Here is a 20,752-nt window from a genome sequence, read left to right on the forward strand (position 1 = left end):
CCGATGGGAAAACCTTTATTAACCGATGAAATGATTGAACGAGCAAGGCGAGGTGAGGACATCACCGGTCCTAATATGGTCGATGCTGAAGAAACGAAGATTATTCGGACAGACCACAGAGGATTTGGCTACGAACGTCCTATGAGAGAGAGTCGTATGGAGCGTCCACAGGAGAGCTATTCTCAGGATACTGTGCAGATCCAAGTGGAGCCCACAGTGACCAAGAGTCGTCGCATTGAAGAACGCAAACAAAGTGTGGTCCAATCCAAACTCAATAAGATTTTGTTCTGGATCATTGTGCTCCTCATTGCCTTGATCATTGCTATTTGGCGTCTATAAGGTCGTCACAAGGAGAGAAATGACATGAAAATTGGAATTATCGCAGCCATGCCTCAGGAGTTGAAGATCTTAGTTGAAGCCCTTGAGAATGGGGAAAAGCATCTGCGTCTTGGAAAAGTCTACTATACAGGATCGATTGGACGCCATGAGGTCGTTTTGGTTGAAAGTGGTATCGGAAAAGTCATGTCTGCTATGAGTGTAGCAGTCTTGGCCAATGATTTTAAGGTGGAAGCCATTATCAACACGGGTTCTGCAGGTGCCGTTGCCCCAGGGATGGCTGTTGGAGATATCGTTCTTGCCGACAAATTGGCCTATCATGATGTGGATGTAACAGCTTTTGGCTACAAGTACGGTCAAATGGCAGGCCAACCGCTTTACTTTGAATCCAGCCGCTATTTCGTATCAGAAATGAAAAAAGTTCTGGAAGAAGAAGCTGCAACCACACATGTAGGCTTGATTACAACAGGAGATAGCTTTATCGCGAGTGAAGAAAAAGTCGCAGCAATTCGGGAGCATTTCCCAGAAGTCTTGGCAGTTGAGATGGAAGGGGCAGCCATTGCCCAAGCCGCTCATGCAGCTGGACGTCCCTTTATGGTTATTCGAGCTATGAGTGATACGGCAGATCACGCAGCCAATATTTCTTTTGATGAATTTATCGTAGAGGCTGGTGAACGCTCTGCTCAAACCCTGATTACCTTCTTGAAGAGATTGGTGTAGAAAAAATATAGGGAGATGGACCATGTATCGTGAATCGTATTTTGATGGAGGCCTATTTTCATATATTGGCCATGTTTTATTAGCAACCTTTATTACAGTATTTACTTTCGGTATTTGTGCTCCTTGGGGCATGTGCATACTGTATAACTGGAAGATTAAGCATACCGTGATTGATGGTCATCGTCAGTACTTTGACGGCACAGCCATGCAATTGTTTGGAAATTGGATTAAGTGGTGGTTCTTTACCATCATTACACTTGGAATCTATGTGTTCTGGTTAAATATCAAGGTCACTCAATGGGTTACCAAGCATACTCATTTTATAGACTAATAGTAAAGGACTTGTCTACGGACTAGTCCTTTTCTGAAGCCGAATCTTTCAGAAATAGGGGACTTTCATGCTATAATAAAGACTAGTAATGTAAAGGAGAGAATATGGTTTTATCAAAGAAACGGGCACGCCATGTGATTGAAGAAATTATCGCCCTTTTTCCAGATGCTAAACCGAGTCTGGATTTTCGTAATCATTTTGAATTGTTAGTAGCGGTTATGCTCTCGGCTCAGACGACTGATGCGGCTGTTAACAAAGCGACACCAGGTTTGTTTGCGGCTTTTCCAACCCCTCAAGCCATGGCAGTGGCTAGTGAAGCAGATATCGCCAAGCACATTTCCAAATTAGGCCTCTATCGCAATAAGGCTAAGTTTCTCAAAAAATGTGCCCAACAATTGCTAGACAACTTTGATGGCCAAGTCCCTCAGACACGGGAGGAATTAGAGAGCTTAGCCGGAGTGGGACGGAAAACAGCTAATGTGGTTATGAGTGTGGGATTTGGGATCCCCGCCTTTGCTGTCGATACGCATGTGGAACGGATTTGCAAGCACCATGACATCGTCAAGAAATCCGCTACCCCATTAGAAGTGGAAAAACGGGTCATGGACGTTCTTCCTCCTGAACTCTGGCTCCCAGCTCATCAGGCGATGATCTATTTTGGACGGGCCATTTGCCATCCTAAAAATCCTGAATGTGATCAGTACCCACAGCTCTATCATTTTGATTAAACAGGAGACCCTCCGCATAGACTAGCGGGGGTCTTTTTTTACGTAAAACGTATAATTATTAAAAGGATGAAATAGGGAGGTCTTGGTTGACGATGGTGTTGGCTCTATAGGATCAAGTTTCCGGCTCGGTTGAAACTGTTTTTAGATCGATGTTTCTTGACATCTTATTATATTCATTCAGAAATAACGAACTTTTTTTTAAATAAATTTGGTTTTTTTTAAGAAATAGTGTATAATGGTAGAAAATCTAACATAAGGAGATAGTGATGAAAGCAAAAAAACTGTTAGCTCTTGCAGGAGTTTCCGTTGCAGGTGCCTTTCTCTTAGCAGCATGTAGCGGTGGTAGTAGCAATCAAGCAACCTACTCATTTGTCTATTCAGCCGACCCAAATACCTTGGATTATATCGCTGCAACTCGTACAACAACTTCAGATATCACAAGTAACCTTGTAGATGGTCTTCTTGAAAATGACCGATACGGAAACTTTGTACCAAGTCTAGCAGAAGATTGGACTGTCTCTGAAGATGGATTAACCTATACTTACAAACTTCGTAAGGATGCCAAATGGTATACGAGTGAAGGGGAAGAATATGGTGCTGTAACTGCTCAAGACTTTGTGACAGGGATCAAACATGCGGTTGAATCGAAATCAGAAGGTCTCTTCCTGATTCAAAATTCGATCAAAGGTCTGGATGCCTATGTAAAAGGGGAAACCAAAGACTTTAACACGGTTGGAGTGAAAGCCTTAGACGATCACACCATCCAATATACCTTGGTCCGTCCAGAAAGCTTCTGGAACTCAAAAACAACCTCAGGCGTTCTTTTCCCAGTCAATGCGGATTTCTTGAAATCTCAAGGAAAAGACTTTGGTTCTTTGAAACCTAGCAGCATCTTATACAATGGTCCATTCTACTTGAAATCTTTGACTTCAAAATCTGAGATTGAATTGGTCAAGAACAAAGACTATTACGATGCGAAAAATGTTCATATCGATAATGTCAAATTGACCTTTAACGATGGATCTAATCCAGATTCTATCATTAAGAACTTTGAAAAAGGTCAATACTCCTTTGCATCTGTTATGCCAAATAGCTCAACTTATAAGAGTGTCAAGAAAAACTTTGGCGACAACATTGTCTACGGTTTGCAATTGGGAACATCCTACTATCTTGGATTCAACTTGGACCGTCAAAAGTATGACCATACAGCCAAAACAACGGATGAACAAAAAGCTTATACCAAGAAAGCAATCTTGAACAAGGACTTCCGTCAAGCAGTGAACTTTGCCTTTGACCGCAAATCTTATGCGGCACAAGTATCTGGATCTGATGCGGCTGAAAATACCCTTCGTAGCACCTTGGTACCACCAACTTATGTCCAAGTCAATGGAGAAGATTTTGGTAAGGTCGTTGAAAAACAATTGGTTACCTATGGGGATCAATGGAAGGGTGTGAGCCTGGCCGATGGTCAAACTAGCCTTTACAACCCAGAAAAAGCCAAAGCTTCATTTGCGAAAGCCAAAGCTGAATTGCAAAAACAAGGCGTTCAATTCCCAATTCATTTGGACTACATTGTCAGCCAAGTGGACAACAGCATGGTCCAACAAGCTAGCTCCTTCAAACAATCTGTAGAGTCAGCGCTTGGTGCAGACAATGTCGTTGTAGACCTTCAAAAGGTTTCGGATGATGATTTCCAAAATATCACCTACTTCAGCGATACTGCTGCTGCGAGAGATTACGATATCTCAGGCGGTGGTTGGGCTCCTGACTACCAAGACCCATCGACTTACCTCGAAAGTATCAGCCCAGTAAATGGTTCTGTCTTCTACTATCTTGGTATTGATGCAGGTTCAAACAATCCAGCCATTGCAACAGTTGGTTTGGATCAATACGCTAACATGTTGAAAGACGCCGATGCTGAATTGTTGGATCAAGCTAAACGCTATGAAAAATATGCAGCAGCGCAAGCATGGTTGACAGATAGCTCGATTACGCTTCCAACTGTTTCAAATGGTGGTGCTCCAATGCTTCAACGGACCGTACCATACAGCCGTGCTGCTTCATGGGTTGGTACAAAAGGAACAGGAACCTTCTACAAATACCTTGAAATGTCCAAAGATGTTGTCACAACAAAAGACTTTAACAAGGCCAAAGAAGAATGGTTGAAGAAAAAAGCAGAATCCAATAAAAAAGCTCAAGAAGATCTCAAAGATCACATCGAAAAGAAAAAATAAATCAATCATTGTTCCATCAATGAGGATAAAAAAAGTCGGAACCTTCATGTGAGGGTTCCGGTTTTTTAGGTATCGAATGTTAGTCCATCTCGTTCTTTTAGATGAAAGATAGATCAACCACTGCATCTTGCTCGGCAATCCAAAAACAGTTAAGAGGCTAGGACTTTTGGCCCAGCCTCTTAACTATAGACGGGTGATCATCATTCTATTCACTAAATCTTAAAAAATAGCCATCTGGATCTAAAACTGCAAATTCATGGGGATAGATATAATGGTCGCCAACAAGAAATTCTCTTTTGTTGTACCCTATGCTTTTTAGCGAAAACGTTTCCTATTTAAATAAACTCTAAAAAATGATAAAATATTTGTAAGTCAACCACTTAAGGAGGTTAAGCATTGTGAAAAACAAAATCTTATTAGGTTCTATGACGCTCCTATCTGCATTTATACTAGCAGCATGCGGAAATAGAGAAAAGAAAACAAACGAAACTACAGCAGCACCAACAACTGAAGTCACTAAAGAAACTACGGATGCACCAACGACAACAACTCAAACAACAACTCCTGGGTCTTCTTCTGGGGCAAAAGAAATATCCCTTGCAGATACTCAACGTATCGGAAATGAAAAATATGGTTATATCAATATCCCTAAAGATTGGGTCGTACGCACTACTCGAAGTAGCAAAGCGCTCGAATATTTATCACCAGATAAACACAATGCGTTAATAATGGATTCAAACACTAAAGATACTGTTAAACTTGGCCCCAACGAAACCTTTGACGCAGAGTTACTTGCGAACCGTTTATATAGCTCATTCGGAAAACACAAAAATCGAACTAGTATAGAAGGTGTAAAAGCTATATTTGCCGGTGGGGACGCTTTCTTAATAAAAGTAACAGTTAAAGATGGGAGTACTTTATACGTATGGGTATTCCAAAAAGGAGATAAAGTATACACAATCATAATCCAAGGTTCAGAAGATATGATTAAATCCTTAAGATCTGTTCTCGAGCAATCTTGGGGCCTAGATCCGAATACTCCGGGGAAATAATCCTTAAAAAACTAAAAGAGACTAATCAATGTGATTAGTCTCTTTCTTTTTTTGTTTCTTTTTCTACTCTAGTGATCTATTTTCTTATTCACTAAATCTTAAAAAATAGCCATCTGGATCCAGAATTGCAAATTCATGAGGATAGATATAATGGTCGTCAACACGAAATTTTCTTTTAATTAATGGGCGATGAATAGGATAGTTGGCTTCTAACAATTTCTGATAGAGCCTAGGGACATCCTCTATACCAAAGGAGATGTTAATTCCTTGGCCAAATGGGTAGGTTAGTTCAGCTAATTCTTCAACTGTCCCCTCCTCTAGCATGAGCTGGCAATCTTCAAGAGACAGGAAGAGAAATTTTTCTTCTGGGCGCTCGTATTCGATGGTGAAACCGAGCAAATTACAGTAGAAGGAACGGGACTGTTCTATATTCGAAACCATAAACTCGGGAATTACTGCATTGTAGTTCATAAAGAAAATCCTTATAATTCAATTTCCAAGACAATCGGTGTGTGGTCTTGGCGTGCGCCTGAGTCAATCATGTCTGATTTAGTAACCTTATCTGCAATGCGGTTTGAGGTTAACCAATAGTCGATTCTCCAGCCTGTATTGTTGATTTTTGAAGTCTTGCTACGTTGTGCCCACCAAGTATAGCGCTCAGGAACATCACCATGTAGGTGACGAAAGGTATCTGTAAATCCTTTGGCCAAAAGATTTGTAAATCCTTCACGTTCTTCGTCTGTGAATCCTGGTGAACGGCGGTTGCTGGCTGGGTTGGCAAGGTCAATTTCCTTGTGGGCAACGTTGTAGTCCCCAGTTGCAAGGACGGTTTTTTCTTTGTCTAATTCAGCCAAATATTCAGCATACTTAACGTCCCAAATTTGACGTTCTTCCAAACGTTTGAGTCCATCACCAGCGTTAGGCGTGTAGACCTGAGTCACGAAAAATTCATCAAATTCCAAAGTAATGATCCGACCTTCCAAGTCCATGGTCGAAGGAGCTCCGATTTCTGGGAAAGTCACAACTGGTGTGAGCTCTTTTTTATAGAGGAACATGGTTCCAGCGTAGCCTTTACGAGCCGGTTCTTGAGAAGAGCGCCAGGTGTTTTCGTAGCCAGGGAAGAGCTCCTCAAGGATTTCGAGGTGTTTTTTAGTAGGACCTTTGGCGGATAACTTGGTTTCTTGAATGGCAATGATATCCGCATCCTCAGCAACCAAGGTTTGGAGGACTTCTTGAGAGAGTTTGGCGCGTGCTGAATCACTAGTTAATGCAGCATTAAGCGAGTCGATATTCCATGAAATGAGTTTCATTGTATTTCCTTTTCTTGACATAATTGATAGTTTTATTATAACAAAATTTTAATGATTTTCTGATCACAATGCCTTGAAATCTCTTGTGAAATCTATTATAATAGCTTGAATTCATTTGGAAAAAGGGAGTTGTTTATGAAATTTTACTCTTATAACTATGTGTTGGGTCAGATCAGCCAGCAAAACTGGGTGACCATTGGGATATCTGGCTTGCTTGTTCTTCTGACTGGTTTTTTTGCGGTGAAAGCCTATCGGGAGAAGCACGATAGCAAATTCCGCGAATTATCTATTATCTCCATTTTAACTCTGGTGGCAGTGGTCTTGATCAGTATCAGCAATTTCCAAAATAGCCAAAGTAATAATGACCAATTCCAACGTTCTCTGCGTTTTATTGAGGTTATCTCAAAGGAGTTGGATGTCAAAAAAGAAGATGTCTATGTCAATACTTCAGCAGCCACAGATGGGGCGATCCTGAAGGTTGGAGAGGTTTATTACCGAGCTATCGCAGGCTCTGACCCAGATAGCTACCTATTAGAAAAGATGGATCTGTATAAAACAGACGTGGAACTTGTGGAGGTGAACAAATGACAGTAGATTTTTTAGCCATTTTGATTAAATTAGCTCTCGGCTTGATTTCCTTGGTATTTGTAATCAATGTGACCGGGAAAGGAAACTTAGCACCAAGTTCTGCAGTAGACCAGATACAGAACTTTGTTCTTGGGGGAATTATTGGTGGGGTCATCTACAATAGCTCCATTACCATTCTTCAATACATTGTGATTCTCTTGATGTGGACTATTTTGATCTTACTCTTAAAATGGCTCAATACCAATGTCCGTTTTATGAAGCACTTGATCGATGGCAAACCAACTGTCATTATTAAAAATGGGAAACTGGATCCGGAAGCTTGTCGTTCCAAAGGACTTTCTGCTTCAGATGTTGCTTTGAAACTACGTGGACAAGGGATTTTTCAATTAAAAGATGTGAAGCGCGCCGTTATTGAACAAAATGGTCAATTGATTATTGTCCGTGCGGGGAATGAAAATCCTAAATATCCGATCATTACGGATGGAGTGGTTCAGCTTGAAATTTTGGAAACAATTGGAAAAAGCGAAGAGTGGTTGCTGGCTGAATTGGAAAAAGAAGGCTATGACAATGTTTTGGATATTTTCATTGCCGAGTATGACAAAGGAAAAATCAATGTTGTGACTTATTAGAAGAAGAGATTGGGCGAGCCTGTCCAATCTCAAATTGAATACAAAATAGTCTTAAAAACTTTCCTTAGGTGAGTACGGACGTCAGCGAACTTCTACGAAGTTCCATGACTTAGTTTTGAACCTAAAGTTTCAAAACTCCCGAGTTCCTGAAACAATTGTGTTTCAGGAACTTTTCTCACGGCGGAAAGTTTCGACATATGCTTGAATAAGCCTAAAAATTAAAAATCAATATTTTTTTCAACCACCTTACCTAGGGTTGTACATGTAAAAAAGTTTGTGTTAATTTCAAGATTGGACGAGCCTGTCCAATCTTTTTTCTTTGTAAAATTCCAGGAAAGGGCTCTTCCTTTTCTTGAGATACTCTTGGAAAAATAGTAAAATGGAAGATAAGTGTTGATTAGAAAAGAAGGATAGAACATTTCATGAAGAAGAAAATACGGAAGTTTGAGAATCATTCGATCACACGCAGACTCTACCTGCTGTTTAGTTTGATTTGCCTTCTTTTTTTGGTTCTGATCGCCCGACTTGGCTATATGCAGATCTCTCACCAAGCCTACTATACGGATAAATTGGCAAAAGCTACCAAAAAGACGGTCAAACAAGGGAGTGTGCGAGGGCAAATTTATGATGCTTCTGGTAAGCCCTTGGTGGAAAATGTGGGAAAGCAAGTCTTGACCTTTACGCGGGATCGTAAAATGACGGCCCAAGAAATGCGAGAGACAGCTGGAAAACTCTTGCAGTATGTTGATGTAGAAAATCCTCAAGTGACCGAACGGCAAGAAGTGGATTACTATCTGGCCAATACCAAAGTCTACCAAGAGGTCGTAGAGCACCTGCCTGAGAAAAAGAAATTTGATACTGATGGCAATCGTCTGCCAGAAGCTAAAATCTATCAAGCGGCAGTGGACAGCATTGACCCTTCAAAACTTGGTTACACAGATGATGAGAAAAAGATTATCTATCTTTATAGCCAAATGAATGCGGTAGAGAATTTTGCGACGGGGATTATTTCGACGCAAGCACTAGGAGCTGAGCAGATTGCGACCATCGCGGCTGACAGTCAGGACCTTCCTGGAATTGCGATCACGACCAGTTGGGACCGCAAGGTTTTGGATACTCCTTTAGCTTCTATCATCGGAACGGTTTCGACTGAGCAGGCGGGACTTCCAGCAGAAGAAGTCGAGGACTATGTCAAAAAAGGCTATGCCCTCAATGACCGGGTTGGAACGTCTTATCTCGAAAAGGAATACGAAAACGTCCTTCAAGGAAAACGCAGTGAAAAAGAAATTCTTCTGGATAAAAATGGCAATATGGATAAAGTGGTAGACATTTCAAAAGGAGCTAAGGGGGAAAACCTCAAGCTCTCGATTGACTTGGATTTCCAAAAAGGGGTGGAAGATATCCTTCGCTCCGCCTTTAGTGCAGAGTTGCAAGCTGGAAATGCGACCTACTCCGAAGGTGTCTATGCCGTAGCTCTGGAGCCCGATACAGGGAAGGTCCTTGCCATGGCGGGGATCAAACACCAGGCTGGTAGTCAAGATCTATCAGCAGATGCTTTAGGAACAGTGACCAACGTCTTCGTTCCAGGATCTGTAGTCAAAGGAGCGACCTTGACTTCTGGATGGGAAAATGGAGCCATTTCTGGGAATCAGGTTCTGACTGATCAGCCGATTGTTTTTGCAGGATCAGCTCCTATCAATTCTTGGTTTACCCAATACGGTAGTCGTTCCATCAATGCGGTGGAAGCATTGGAATACTCTTCCAATACCTATATGGTCCAAATTGCCCTTAAGATGATGGGGCAACCTTACACTCCCAACATGACCTTACAAGTGGATCAGGTTGAACCTGCCATGAAAAAACTGCGCTCTACTTTTGCAGAGTATGGTCTTGGAACATCAACGGGGATTGACCTTCCCAATGAATCGACTGGTTTTATCCCGAAAGAGTATACAGTCGGCAATTATTTGACCAATGCCTTTGGTCAGTTTGACAACTATACGCCGATGCAATTGGCCCAGTATGCGGCAACCGTTGCAAATGATGGGAAGAGGGTGAGTCCTCATGTCGTCGAAGGCATCTATGACAATAATGATCAAGGGGGCCTTGGTCAGTTGAAAAAAGCGATCGAAACCAAGGAGCTCAATCAGGTCCATATCTCAGCGGAGGACATGGCTTTGATCAAGCAAGGGTTCTATCAGGTTGCGAATGGTACGAGTGGGTTGACGACAGGGAAAACTGTTGGTCAAGGTGCCAGTGTCTCCATTAGTGCCAAGACAGGTACGGCCGAAACCACAGTCGATGGAGGCAAACAAGCCATTAATACCAATGTGGTGGCTTATGCACCGTCAAACAATCCAAAGATTGCGGTAGCGGTGGTCTTTCCACATAATACCAATCTACAAGCGACAGTCAGTCATTCCATTACGCGTGACATTATTAACTTATACAATCAGAAACACCCCATGAATTAGAAAGGAAACTATGCTTTATCCAGCACCTATTGCAAAATTAATTGACAGCTATTCCAAGTTGCCAGGAATTGGGATCAAAACAGCGACCCGTCTTGCTTTTTACACTATTGGCATGTCAGATGATGATGTTAATGAATTTGCCAAGAACTTACTAAATGCCAAGCGTGAGCTAGGGTATTGCAGTATTTGTGGCAATTTGACTGATGAAGAAACCTGCGAGATTTGTCGAGATGAAACGCGGGATCCATCCCTCATTCTTGTTGTAGAAGATAGCCGGGATGTCTCTGCTATGGAAAATATCCAGGAATACCACGGTCGCTATCATGTCTTGCATGGCTTGATCTCACCCATGAATGGCGTGGGACCCGATGATATCAATCTCAAGAGTTTGCTCAGTCGCTTGATGGATGGAACAGTTACTGAGGTCATTGTTGCGACCAATGCGACGGCAGACGGGGAAGCGACTTCTATGTATATCTCACGCGTGCTCAAACCAGCAGGCATCAAAGTGACCCGTTTGGCACGGGGGCTAGCAGTTGGAGCCGATATCGAGTATGCGGACGAAGTGACCCTTCTTCGCGCGATCGAAAATCGGACAGAATTATAAGAGAAGTTCTTTCGAAAGGGCTATCATTGTGGTATACTATCAAGTAAGAAATCAAGGGAACAATTAGGGAGAAACTATGAGTAAACAAGACTTAATCCTGTTATATGGTGGACGTAGTGCAGAACGTGAAGTATCTGTTCTTTCAGCAGAAAGCGTGATGCGCGCGATTGATTACCAAGCATTTTCGGTTCAAACCTATTTTATTACGCAGTCAGGAGATTTCATCCAGACGCAAGATTTTGAAGAGAAACCAGCGGATGATGAGAAATTGATGACCAACGATACAGTGGACTGGTCTAAAAAAGTCGCACCATCAGCGATTTACAAGGAAGGAGCAGTGGTCTTTCCAGTGCTTCATGGACCGATGGGAGAAGATGGTTCCATCCAAGGCTTCTTAGAAGTCTTGAAAATGCCTTATGTCGGCTGTGGCATCTTGGCTTCTAGTGTCGCGATGGACAAGATCACGACCAAACGGGTCTTGGAGTCTGCAGGGATTCCACAAGTTCCTTATGTAGCTGTAGTGGAAGGCGATGATATAGATGAGAAAATTGCTGCAATTGAAGCTACTCTCTCTTATCCTGTCTTTACTAAACCATCCAATATGGGTTCTAGCGTAGGGATTTCAAAATCTGAAAACCAAACAGAGCTTCGGACTGCTCTCGAATTGGCCTTCAAATACGATAGCCGTGTCTTGGTAGAGCAAGGAGTCAATGCGCGTGAGATCGAAGTTGGACTGCTTGGAAACTATGATGTGAAGAGTACCTTGCCAGGTGAAGTTGTGAAAGATGTGGCCTTCTATGATTATGATGCCAAATACATCGACAACAAAATTACCATGGCGATTCCAGCTCAATTGGACCCTGAGGTTGTGAAAACCATGCGGACCAACGCAGAAAAAGCCTTTCGTGCAATCGGTGGTCTAGGTTTAGCGCGTTGTGATTTCTTCTATACCGATAAAGGAGAGATCTTCTTAAACGAACTCAATACCATGCCAGGATTTACCCAATGGTCTATGTATCCTCTGCTTTGGGACAATATGGGACTCAACTATACAGATTTGATCACCAAGTTAGTAGAGCTTGGAAAAGAAGTCTTCCAAAAACACGAAGCGCATTTGTTGTAAGAAAAGAGAGAGTGGGACAGAAATCGGTAATTCGTTAGAATTCGATTTCGTCGTCCCACCTCCGCACAGTTGAGTAGGGCATCTTTGAAACTTGAAAAGCGAACAACTACTTAGGAAACTTGCTTAGCAAGTCCTATCTACCACCTCAAAGCAGTGCTTTGAGCACTCAACCACTGCGTCTTGCTCGACAATCCAAAAACAATCAAGAGGCTAGGACTTCTGTCCCAGCCACTTTTTTTGTGGTCTAGAATATGGTATAATGAGAAGAATTTGATAGGAGCGTCCAAATTTTTGAAGACGCTACGGAGAACTGAGGAGTCGGATATGAATCTCACATTACATGAAGTTGCTCATCTAGTACACGCAAAAAATGATATCAGCCAATTTGAAGATGTGGCCCTCGTCAAGCCGGAATTTGACAGCCGATTGATTGGGCCTGGAGACCTGTTTGTTCCTTTAAAGGGAGCGCGTGATGGTCATGACTTTATTGAGACTGCTTTTGAAAATGGAGCCGTAGCCACTTTTTCAGAGAAAGTGGTAGAAGGCCACCCTTATATTTTGGTGGAAGATGTGCTGAGCGCTTTTCAAACACTTGCTGCAGCCTATCTTCAAAAGACAAAAGTAGATGTTTTTGCAGTGACGGGGTCAAATGGTAAAACCACCACAAAAGATATGTTGGCACAGCTTTTGTCCACCACCTACCTGACCTATAAAACACAAGGAAACTATAATAACGAAATTGGTCTTCCTTATACGGTTTTGCATATGCCAGAAGGGACGGACAAACTGGTCCTTGAAATGGGGCAAGACCATCTAGGAGATATCCATCTCTTGTCAGAACTGGCGCATCCAAAAGCTGCTATTGTCACCTTGATTGGGGAAGCCCATTTGGAATTCTTCAAAGATCGAAGTGAGATCGCAAAAGGAAAACTCCAGATTGCGGATGGGATGCCAGAAGGCGGTCTTCTGGTAGTTCCAGCTGATCCGATCGTGAATGCCTACCTCCCTGAAAATCAAACAGTCGTTCGCTTTGGGCCAGATGAGGAGATTTTTATTACCGAGTTAATCGAGCGAAAGGATAGCTTAACTTTCCGAGCTAATTTCTTAGAAGAAGCGATCGATCTTCCAGTAACAGGAAAATACAATGCGACCAATGCTATGATCGCAGCTTATGTTGCCCTGCAAGAAGGAGTGAGTGAGGCTGCGATTCGTGATAGTTTTGAAACCTTGCAATTAACACGCAACCGGACAGAATGGAAGAAAGCAGGTAATGGGGCGGATATCCTATCCGATGTCTACAATGCTAATCCGACGGCTATGCGCTTGATTTTAGAAACCTTCTCGACTATTCCTGCGAATCCAAATGGCCGAAAATTAGCCGTCCTTGCAGATATGAAAGAACTAGGGGAGCAATCTGTAGATCTGCACAACCAAATGATCCTCAGCCTCTCGCCGGATGTCTTGGATACCGTTATTTTCTATGGGCAAGACATTGCGGGCTTGGCTCAATTAGCGAGTCAGATGTTCCCACTTGGACATGTCTATTATTTCAAAAAAACAGCTGAGGAAGACCAGTTTGAGGACATGGTCAAACAAGTCAAGGAAAGCTTAAAAGAGCAGGACCAAATCCTCATCAAGGGAAGCAATTCCATGCATTTAGCCAAATTGGTAGAGGAATTGGAGAATGGTAAGTAATAATGTACTGAAGGACATTCAGCGCTTGATTTCAATCACCAATACAGGCTTAGCGTTCTCAAAAGATCCATTTGATCAAGAGCGCTACCAGGATATTCGTGAAATTTTACAGGATCTTGTGAGAGAAACGACTGATCTAAATTCACAAGAATTATCGGATTTGTTTCGACCGACAAACTATTATGACACCCCCTTGATTGATGTAAGGGCCTGGATTGTCAAAGATGACAAACTTTGTCTGGTGAAAGGTCAGGGAGAAGAGACCTGGGCCTTGCCGGGTGGTTTTGGTGAGGTTGGCTATTCTCCTAAAGAAAATATTTTAAAGGAAATCCAAGAAGAAACGGGCTATGTAGCACGTGTCAATCGGTTGTTGGCAGTATTTGATACCAATCGCTACCAATTGCAAAGCCGCCAATATGTGAAATTGGTATTTGAATGTGAATTGCTGGCTGGAAGTTTTCAACAGAATCAGGAAATTTCCGATCTTGCATTTTTTGAGAGAGAGAAGATGCCTGCTCTTTCTACCAAGCGCAATACAGAAGAACAATTGAATTTCCTTTGGGAGGTTTATGATGGGAAACGAGATTTGTATTGTGATTAAAAACGATCTATAAATTAAAGGGATATAAAAATGACACTTTGGGATTTATTGTTTACGAACCAAAAATCAGCCCCGCCTGAGTTTGGACTCTGGTACTTTTTCCTACCAGTTTCCTTGTTGGTGGTTGGCTACTTTTCTATCAAATATGCGCAGTCAAAAAGCTACCAGCGCTTTTGGTACTGGGCACAATTGATTCAAGTTTTGACCATCAATGCTTGGTATATTCTAGCCCACATGCCTTTGACAGATAATTTGCCTTTTTATCATTGTCGCTTGGCCATGTTTGCAATACTCTTTGCTCCGAGAGGAACCTATATCAAGCAATATTTTGCCTTGTTGGGAGTTCTAGGATCCATTGCGGCCTTAGTTTATCCAGCCTTTGACCCCTTCCCATTCCCCCATATTACCGTGCTCAATCTGATTTTTAGTCACTGGGCCTTGTTTGCCAATAGTTTGATTTACCTGCAAGATTTTTATCAGTCGGAAAAACAAGACAGCTTACGAATTGTTAAGATCACTTTTGGAATGAATGCAGTCATCTTTTTGGTCAACCTTTTGACCAGTGGAGATTACGGCTTCTTAAAGCGTCCACCAATCATTGGAGACCACGGTGCTCTTTTGAACTACCTCTTGGTCAGCATCGTGATGGTGGCCGGTATTTGCTTGGTCAATCAACGCTATAAATACAAATACAAGATGGTCGAAGAGAATATAGTTTCGCGTTCAGAATAAAAAGAGCAGATAAGGGAAAGAAATCATGACACTTTGGGACTTATTTTTCACCAGTCAACCAACGGCCCCTCCTCAATTGGGGGTCTGGTATTTCTTATTGCCGACTTCATTGGTGGTAGTGGGAGTTCTGTCCATTCGATTTGCTCATTCTAAAGGCTATCAAAACTTTTGGTATTGGGGGCAGTTGATCCAGTTGCTCATTATCAACTCTTGGTATCTAGCTGCTCGCTTGCCTCTTTCAGAGAGTCTTCCCTTCTATCATAGTCGGATGGCCATGTGGATCATTCTTTTGGCTCCCAAGGGCAGCTTCAAAAAATATTTTGCCCTCGTGGGAGTCTTTGGCTCCATTATGGCCTTGGTTCATCCTGTTTTTTATCCCTACCCTTTTCCTCACGTATCTTCGATCAACAATGTCTTTGGTCACTGGGCTCTCTTGGCCAACTGTTTGATCTATCTGGTTCAATCCTACCAGGTGGAAGAAGGGGCTGTTTGGAAAATCTGTCAGATGACTTTTGGGATCAATGCCATTATTCAGCTTGCGAATCTCGCAACAGGTGGAAACTACGGCTTTATGCGTCGGCCTCCTGTGATCGGTGACCATGGCCTTGTGTTCAACTATTTGATCGTGACAGTTCTCATGACGGGGACACTGATTTTCATCAATACGATCGTTCAGTACAGTAAGAAAAGAAGAATACCTGAATCTGTTTAAACTAAGGAGATTTTATGCATCATTTTTTCACTACAGAATCAACAGCACCACCAGCAATTTCAGCACTTTGGTATAGTGTGATGGTCTTGTTCGTTGTGACAGCGATTATGATGTCACTTCGCTATTATCAGAATGAGCAATTTCGCAAATGCTTTCAATATTTACAAGGCTTCCAGTTAATTTGCTTGTATCTTTGGTATTTTGCCTACCACATTCCTTGGTCCAATAGCTTACCATTTTATCATTGTCGCTTGGCCATGTTTGCGGTCTTGTTTTTACCAGACCGCTGGAAAAGCAAACAGTTCTTTGCCTTGATGGGAGTCAGTGGAGCCATCTTTGCTTTGGGCTATCCAGTCTTTGATCCCTATACTTTCCCTCATATTACGAGTTTTTCTTTCCTCCTCGGACATTACTGTCTCCTCATCAATTCCTTGATTTATCTCTTGAGATGGTATGATCGAAATCTCTTAAAAAATAGTCAGATTGTTCTCTATACCTTTGCCTTAGATTTATTCCTGGTTGGAGTCAATCAATTGACGGGAGGAAATTACGGCTTGATGGCCCGCCCTCCGATTATGAGAGGGGATAAGGTGTGGCTCAACTATCTGGTTGTATCCAGTATTTTAGCCCTTGCTTTATTACTCTTTAATCAGTTCTTCAGTCGCAAAAGTGAGCGGGTGAAAGTGAGAAAATAACAAGTAGGAAGGTTGGGACATCTCGGTCTCAACCCTGTTTTATATTAAAGGAGAATATATGAAGCGTTTCTTGCTAATGATTTCGCTCATTTGGAGTTTAGTTTGTACAATCACGATCGCACATGCAGATGATGAAGTTCGCTATTCGATTGAATCCTATGAAGGACACCTCCAATTGCAGGAAGATAGCCAAGCAACATTTACACAAGAGATTACCTATCAGTTTCAGACAGGCTATCATGGTCAATATGTGACCCTAGGAAGCGCAGAACCTCTTCCAAAAGGGTTTAAGATTCATCGTCATCCTGAGGTGGAAGCCTATGTGGATGGGGAAAAACGTGAGATTCGTGTAGAGGAGACAGACCTGGAAGATGGTCGGCAATTAAAAATATACAATGCCCGTATCGTCGGAGGAACGGTCAAGATCAAAGTAAAATGGAAGATTGATCATCTCTTGACTTTCTACAAGGATATTGCAGAACTGAATTGGTTTCCTATTTCAGATGGAGATGAGAAAGTCGCGAAATTAGATTTTTATGTGGATGGCTTGGATGCCAAGCAGGGAAAACTGTATGCCCATACTGGTTACTTTAATCCACCAGCCCAAGTCGAACGGACTGCAACTGGTTATCATATTTGGACAAAGGATTTTCCCAAAAATGGTAAGCTCGAACTGCATGCCTATTGGCCAATGACAGAGGCCTTGCGTCGAGACCAAGCAAATGAGATTAACAAGGGAAATGGAAAAGAGAAATTTCTCAAAAAAGAGAAATCCATTGAACAAAAAACATTCTTTTATCGGACCCTTCTACTCAAGGTCGTTCCAATTGTATCGATTCTTTTATTTATCTTAGCTTTCATTCCCTGGATCCGGTATTTTATCAGTACCAGAACTCGTCGAATTTCAAAAGGAGTACGATTATACGAACCACCACAGAATTTACCTCCTCTTGTCCTAGCTAAGGCACTATATCAACTTGATTTTGAACGGATGGTGATGTCTAGAGAGAAGGGGCAACTAAAATTTAATCATCTCATCCAGGCAACCATGTTAGATCTTATTGATCGAGGAAATCTTCGGTTGACTAGGGATGAAAATGGGGAAACCTTGACTTGTCTCCATTATGAAGGCTTGGCTGATTTTGAATTAAAGTTTATTGAAATGATTTTTGATCAAGAATCTAAAATCAATATCAGTGAGGTATTCTCAAAGTATAAAATTGATAAAGTAGCCCTAAAAAAAGACTTTCGAGCTGCTAAATCTGACACCCAACGAGACCGTATTCGAAAGGTCGGAAATGACGTTCAATCACTGTTAAAAAAGGATGCCCAGCAATTGTCAAAAGGTGTAGAGAAGGAAATTGTAAAATTAGGATTGCCTTCTTATTTTAGAGACTTATCTGAGAAAGAAGAAGCTCTTTCAAAAACAGGCTGTGCCTTACATTTTTGGCTCTTACTGATCTTATTTGTGAGCATGTGTTTCTTATCTTTTGGATTTGGTTCACACCTATCTTCCTTCTATTTTTGGATGATTGTATTGTTGGTCGTTCTCTTCATTCCATTTTATATTCTTGTGAAAATTCGCGAAGATCATCTCCAATCCTTAGAGAACTTGGATGCACAATTTGAATGGATGGCCTTTCGAAATATGATCGAAAGTATTCCAAATTTCAACCAAGCAGAACTGGAGAGTGTTGTCCTATGGAATCGTATCCTAGTCTATGCAACTATGTATGGTCAAGCTAAAAAAGTGAGTCAGGTACTCAAAAATCATCAGATTTCCTTGCCATACGAAAACTGGGACACTGTTGTTTGGCTAACGACCTCTTCAAATTCCTTCCTAGACGGCTCTACCTTGATGAGTTATGCTGATGATTCCTATAGCGTTTCAAGCTTTTCTACTAACTCCTCAGATGGCAGTGGCGGCTTTGACGGCGGTGGCTTTTCTGATGGTGGCGGTGGCGGAGGATTTGGAGCCTTCTAACAGTCATGATGAGAGGACTAGAATCTACGGATTTTAGTCTTTCTTTTTGCTCTCAAAGAAGAATCATCGTTGAAAAAAGTGCCTATTTTCGCTATAATAGGACAGATAGAGAAATTGAGGAGAGATCCGATGTAGAGATGAATTTGTAAATTTATCAAAAAATAAGAAGAGAAAGAATTAGGAACATGAACGTACAAGAAGAAATTAAAAAACGCCGTACCTTTGCCATTATCTCCCACCCGGATGCTGGTAAAACGACGATTACAGAGCAGTTGCTCTACTTTGGGGGAGAGATTCGGGAAGCCGGTACCGTAAAAGGGAAGAAAACAGGAAACTTTGCTAAGTCTGACTGGATGGATATCGAGAAGCAACGTGGGATTTCGGTAACCTCATCTGTTATGCAGTTCGACTATGATGGCAAACGGGTCAATATCCTTGATACGCCAGGGCACGAGGACTTCTCAGAAGATACTTACCGGACCTTGATGGCGGTGGACGCTGCCGTCATGGTGGTGGACTCTGCCAAAGGGATTGAGGCTCAAACCAAGAAATTGTTTGAGGTTGTGAAACACCGTGGCATTCCAGTCTTTACCTTTATGAATAAGCTAGACCGTGACGGTCGTGAGCCACTGGACCTCTTACAAGAATTAGAAGAAGTCTTGGGAATCGCCAGTTACCCAATGAACTGGCCGATCGGGATGGGGAAAGCCTTTGAGGGACTCTATGACCTTTATAACCAACGTTTGGAACTCTACAAAGGGGATGAACGTTTTGCTAGTCTAGAAGATGGAGACAAGCTTTTTGCTAACAACCCTTTCTACGAGCAAGTAAAAGACGATATCGAACTTTTGCAAGAGGCTGGAAATGACTTTTCAGAAGAAGCCATCCTTGCAGGTGAATTGACTCCCGTCTTCTTCGGCTCAGCCTTAACCAATTTTGGAGTACAGACTTTCTTGGAAACCTTCCTCAAGTTTGCTCCGGAACCACACGGCCACAAGAAGACAGATGGAGAACTTGTCGATCCTTATGATAAGGATTTCTCAGGATTTGTCTTTAAGATTCAGGCCAACATGGATCCTCGTCACCGCGACCGGATCGCCTTTGTGCGGATCGTATCTGGCGAATTTGAGCGTGGGATGAGCGTCAACCTGCCTCGTACTGGTAAGGGCGCTAAGTTATCTAACGTGACTCAATTTATGGCCGAAAGCCGTGAAAATGTCAGCAATGCTGTAGCAGGAGACATCATCGGGGTTTACGATACCGGGACTTATCAGGTTGGAGATACTTTGACAGTGGGCAAAAACAAGTTTGAATTTGAACCACTGCCAACCTTTACGCCTGAAATCTTCATGAAAGTGTCAGCTAAGAACGTCATGAAGCAAAAATCCTTCCACAAAGGGATTGAGCAATTGGTGCAAGAAGGAGCTATTCAGCTCTATACCAACTACCAAACAGGTGAATACATGCTTGGTGCTGTTGGTCAACTTCAGTTTGAAGTCTTTAAGCACCGGATGGAAAATGAATACAATGCCGAAGTGGTCATGAGCCCAATGGGCAAAAAGACGGTTCGCTGGATCAAACCTGAAGATCTGGATGAGCGTATGTCTTCAAGCCGAAACATCCTGGCCAAAGATCGCTTTGACCAGCCTGTTTTCCTCTTTGAAAACGACTTTGCCCTCCGTTGGTTTGCGGATAAGTATCCAGAGGTTGAGCTGGAAGAAAAAATGGGTTAAGAAACAATTCTAAATCTATCTTAGAAAATAGAAATACGAAAATGGAAACCTATCCGTTTTCGCTTGCAAAGGAGAAATGATGGGATTATTAAGTGGTTTGATGGGCAATGCCTCTCAAAAAAATGTCGATAAGGTAGAAAGAGATCTGGAAGATATCTTGGTGCCGGGAGAGCAAGTGACGCTTGCTTTTAGCTTGATTCGTGATTTAATCGTCTTTACTGAGTTTCGTTTGATCTTGGTAGATAAACAAGGAGTAACAGGGAAGAAAACGTCCTACAAATCCCTTCCTTATCGCTCGATCTCTCGATTTTCAGTCGAAACTTCCGGTCATTTTGATTTGGATGCCGAATTAAAAATCTGGGTCTCTTCTGCAGTCGAGCCTTCAGAAGTTTTACAATTCAAGAGTGACAGCAGCGTCATTGAAATCCAGCAAGCATTAGCCAGTGCAGTTTTTAAATAAAAATATCA

The 20,752-nt window shown here is 42.1% G+C and carries 21 protein-coding genes and 1 pseudogene; 19 read left to right on the forward strand and 3 right to left on the reverse strand.

Annotated features, from left to right (window positions below):
* The first annotated feature begins 3 nt into the window (after window positions 1-3).
* The 5 genes from macP to P5Y91_RS02465 all read left to right on the forward strand — a co-directional run bounded on the left by macP (window position 4) and on the right by P5Y91_RS02465 (window position 4,349).
* Window positions 4-339 (forward strand): cell wall synthase accessory phosphoprotein MacP, encoded by a 336-nt coding sequence (macP, locus tag P5Y91_RS02445; RefSeq protein WP_023917587.1) that lies wholly within the window; start codon window positions 4-6, stop codon window positions 337-339.
* A 24-nt stretch (window positions 340-363) separates the two neighbouring features.
* Complete coding sequence (locus P5Y91_RS02450) at window positions 364-1,056, forward strand: 5'-methylthioadenosine/adenosylhomocysteine nucleosidase (RefSeq protein WP_021152843.1); 693 nt, start codon at window positions 364-366, stop codon at window positions 1,054-1,056.
* 22 nt (window positions 1,057-1,078) lie between these two features.
* Window positions 1,079-1,387 carry a YjgN family protein gene (locus tag P5Y91_RS02455; RefSeq protein WP_118396983.1) on the forward strand — a complete coding sequence of 103 codons (309 nt, stop codon included), beginning with the start codon at window positions 1,079-1,081 and terminating at the stop codon, window positions 1,385-1,387.
* 104 nt (window positions 1,388-1,491) lie between these two features.
* Window positions 1,492-2,115: an endonuclease III gene (nth, locus tag P5Y91_RS02460; RefSeq protein ID WP_277838906.1), complete on the forward strand. Its 624-nt coding sequence runs from the start codon at window positions 1,492-1,494 to the stop codon at window positions 2,113-2,115.
* 266 nt (window positions 2,116-2,381) lie between these two features.
* Window positions 2,382-4,349, forward strand: a complete 1,968-nt coding sequence (locus P5Y91_RS02465) for a peptide ABC transporter substrate-binding protein (protein WP_118396986.1) — start codon at window positions 2,382-2,384, stop codon at window positions 4,347-4,349.
* Window positions 4,350-4,554: 205 nt separating this feature from the next.
* On the opposite strand, the pseudogene P5Y91_RS02470 reads toward P5Y91_RS02465, so the two are convergent.
* Window positions 4,555-4,647 (reverse strand): annotated as a pseudogene (locus tag P5Y91_RS02470) (bleomycin resistance protein); the annotation flags it as partial.
* 100 nt (window positions 4,648-4,747) lie between these two features.
* Here P5Y91_RS02470 and P5Y91_RS02475 point away from each other — a divergent pair.
* Window positions 4,748-5,401: a hypothetical protein gene (locus P5Y91_RS02475; protein ID WP_118396989.1), complete on the forward strand. Its 654-nt coding sequence runs from the start codon at window positions 4,748-4,750 to the stop codon at window positions 5,399-5,401.
* 84 nt (window positions 5,402-5,485) lie between these two features.
* On the opposite strand, the gene P5Y91_RS02480 is transcribed toward P5Y91_RS02475, so the two are convergent.
* Window positions 5,486-5,872, reverse strand: a complete 387-nt coding sequence (locus P5Y91_RS02480; protein ID WP_118396992.1) for a bleomycin resistance protein — start codon at window positions 5,870-5,872, stop codon at window positions 5,486-5,488.
* An 11-nt stretch (window positions 5,873-5,883) separates the two neighbouring features.
* Complete coding sequence (locus tag P5Y91_RS02485; protein ID WP_118396995.1) at window positions 5,884-6,711, reverse strand: exodeoxyribonuclease III; 828 nt, start codon at window positions 6,709-6,711, stop codon at window positions 5,884-5,886.
* Between the two features lie 135 nt (window positions 6,712-6,846).
* Between P5Y91_RS02485 and P5Y91_RS02490 the strand changes: the two genes are divergently transcribed.
* From P5Y91_RS02490 to P5Y91_RS02550, 13 genes are all read left to right on the forward strand, one after another.
* Entirely contained in the window at window positions 6,847-7,299 is a 453-nt protein-coding gene (locus tag P5Y91_RS02490; protein ID WP_118396998.1) for a DUF3290 family protein, read from the forward strand.
* Window positions 7,296-7,928, forward strand: a complete 633-nt coding sequence (locus tag P5Y91_RS02495) for a DUF421 domain-containing protein (RefSeq protein ID WP_118397001.1) — start codon at window positions 7,296-7,298, stop codon at window positions 7,926-7,928. Before P5Y91_RS02490 ends, P5Y91_RS02495 begins: the two co-directional genes overlap by 4 nt.
* Before the next feature lie 422 nt (window positions 7,929-8,350).
* A complete protein-coding gene (gene pbp2b, locus P5Y91_RS02500) occupies window positions 8,351-10,402 on the forward strand; it encodes a penicillin-binding protein PBP2B (RefSeq protein WP_118397004.1) in 2,052 nt (683 codons plus the stop codon).
* 10 nt (window positions 10,403-10,412) lie between these two features.
* A complete protein-coding gene (recR, locus tag P5Y91_RS02505) occupies window positions 10,413-11,009 on the forward strand; it encodes a recombination mediator RecR (RefSeq protein WP_021152853.1) in 597 nt (198 codons plus the stop codon).
* Window positions 11,010-11,085: 76 nt separating this feature from the next.
* Window positions 11,086-12,132, forward strand: a complete 1,047-nt coding sequence (locus P5Y91_RS02510) for a D-alanine--D-alanine ligase (RefSeq protein ID WP_118397007.1) — start codon at window positions 11,086-11,088, stop codon at window positions 12,130-12,132.
* Between the two features lie 324 nt (window positions 12,133-12,456).
* Window positions 12,457-13,827 carry a UDP-N-acetylmuramoyl-tripeptide--D-alanyl-D-alanine ligase gene (locus P5Y91_RS02515; protein WP_118397010.1) on the forward strand — a complete coding sequence of 457 codons (1,371 nt, stop codon included), beginning with the start codon at window positions 12,457-12,459 and terminating at the stop codon, window positions 13,825-13,827.
* Complete coding sequence (locus P5Y91_RS02520; RefSeq protein WP_118397013.1) at window positions 13,817-14,428, forward strand: NUDIX hydrolase; 612 nt, start codon at window positions 13,817-13,819, stop codon at window positions 14,426-14,428. The genes P5Y91_RS02515 and P5Y91_RS02520 overlap by 11 nt, the downstream gene beginning before the upstream one ends.
* 30 nt (window positions 14,429-14,458) lie before the next feature.
* Window positions 14,459-15,160, forward strand: a complete 702-nt coding sequence (locus P5Y91_RS02525; RefSeq protein ID WP_118397016.1) for a YwaF family protein — start codon at window positions 14,459-14,461, stop codon at window positions 15,158-15,160.
* Between the two features lie 25 nt (window positions 15,161-15,185).
* Window positions 15,186-15,872 carry a YwaF family protein gene (locus P5Y91_RS02530; protein ID WP_118397019.1) on the forward strand — a complete coding sequence of 229 codons (687 nt, stop codon included), beginning with the start codon at window positions 15,186-15,188 and terminating at the stop codon, window positions 15,870-15,872.
* Between the two features lie 14 nt (window positions 15,873-15,886).
* Window positions 15,887-16,567, forward strand: a complete 681-nt coding sequence (locus P5Y91_RS02535) for a YwaF family protein (protein ID WP_118397022.1) — start codon at window positions 15,887-15,889, stop codon at window positions 16,565-16,567.
* A gap of 58 nt (window positions 16,568-16,625) precedes the next feature.
* Window positions 16,626-18,551, forward strand: a complete 1,926-nt coding sequence (locus P5Y91_RS02540; protein WP_118397024.1) for a DUF2207 domain-containing protein — start codon at window positions 16,626-16,628, stop codon at window positions 18,549-18,551.
* 185 nt (window positions 18,552-18,736) lie between these two features.
* On the forward strand, window positions 18,737-20,284 hold the full coding sequence (locus P5Y91_RS02545; protein WP_049523013.1) for a peptide chain release factor 3: 1,548 nt from the start codon (window positions 18,737-18,739) through the stop codon (window positions 20,282-20,284).
* 79 nt (window positions 20,285-20,363) lie between these two features.
* Window positions 20,364-20,744 carry a PH domain-containing protein gene (locus P5Y91_RS02550; protein WP_004219989.1) on the forward strand — a complete coding sequence of 127 codons (381 nt, stop codon included), beginning with the start codon at window positions 20,364-20,366 and terminating at the stop codon, window positions 20,742-20,744.
* Window positions 20,745-20,752 lie beyond the last annotated feature (8 nt).

Source organism: Streptococcus taoyuanensis, from assembly GCF_029589235.1.
Taxonomy (GTDB): domain Bacteria; phylum Bacillota; class Bacilli; order Lactobacillales; family Streptococcaceae; genus Streptococcus; species Streptococcus taoyuanensis.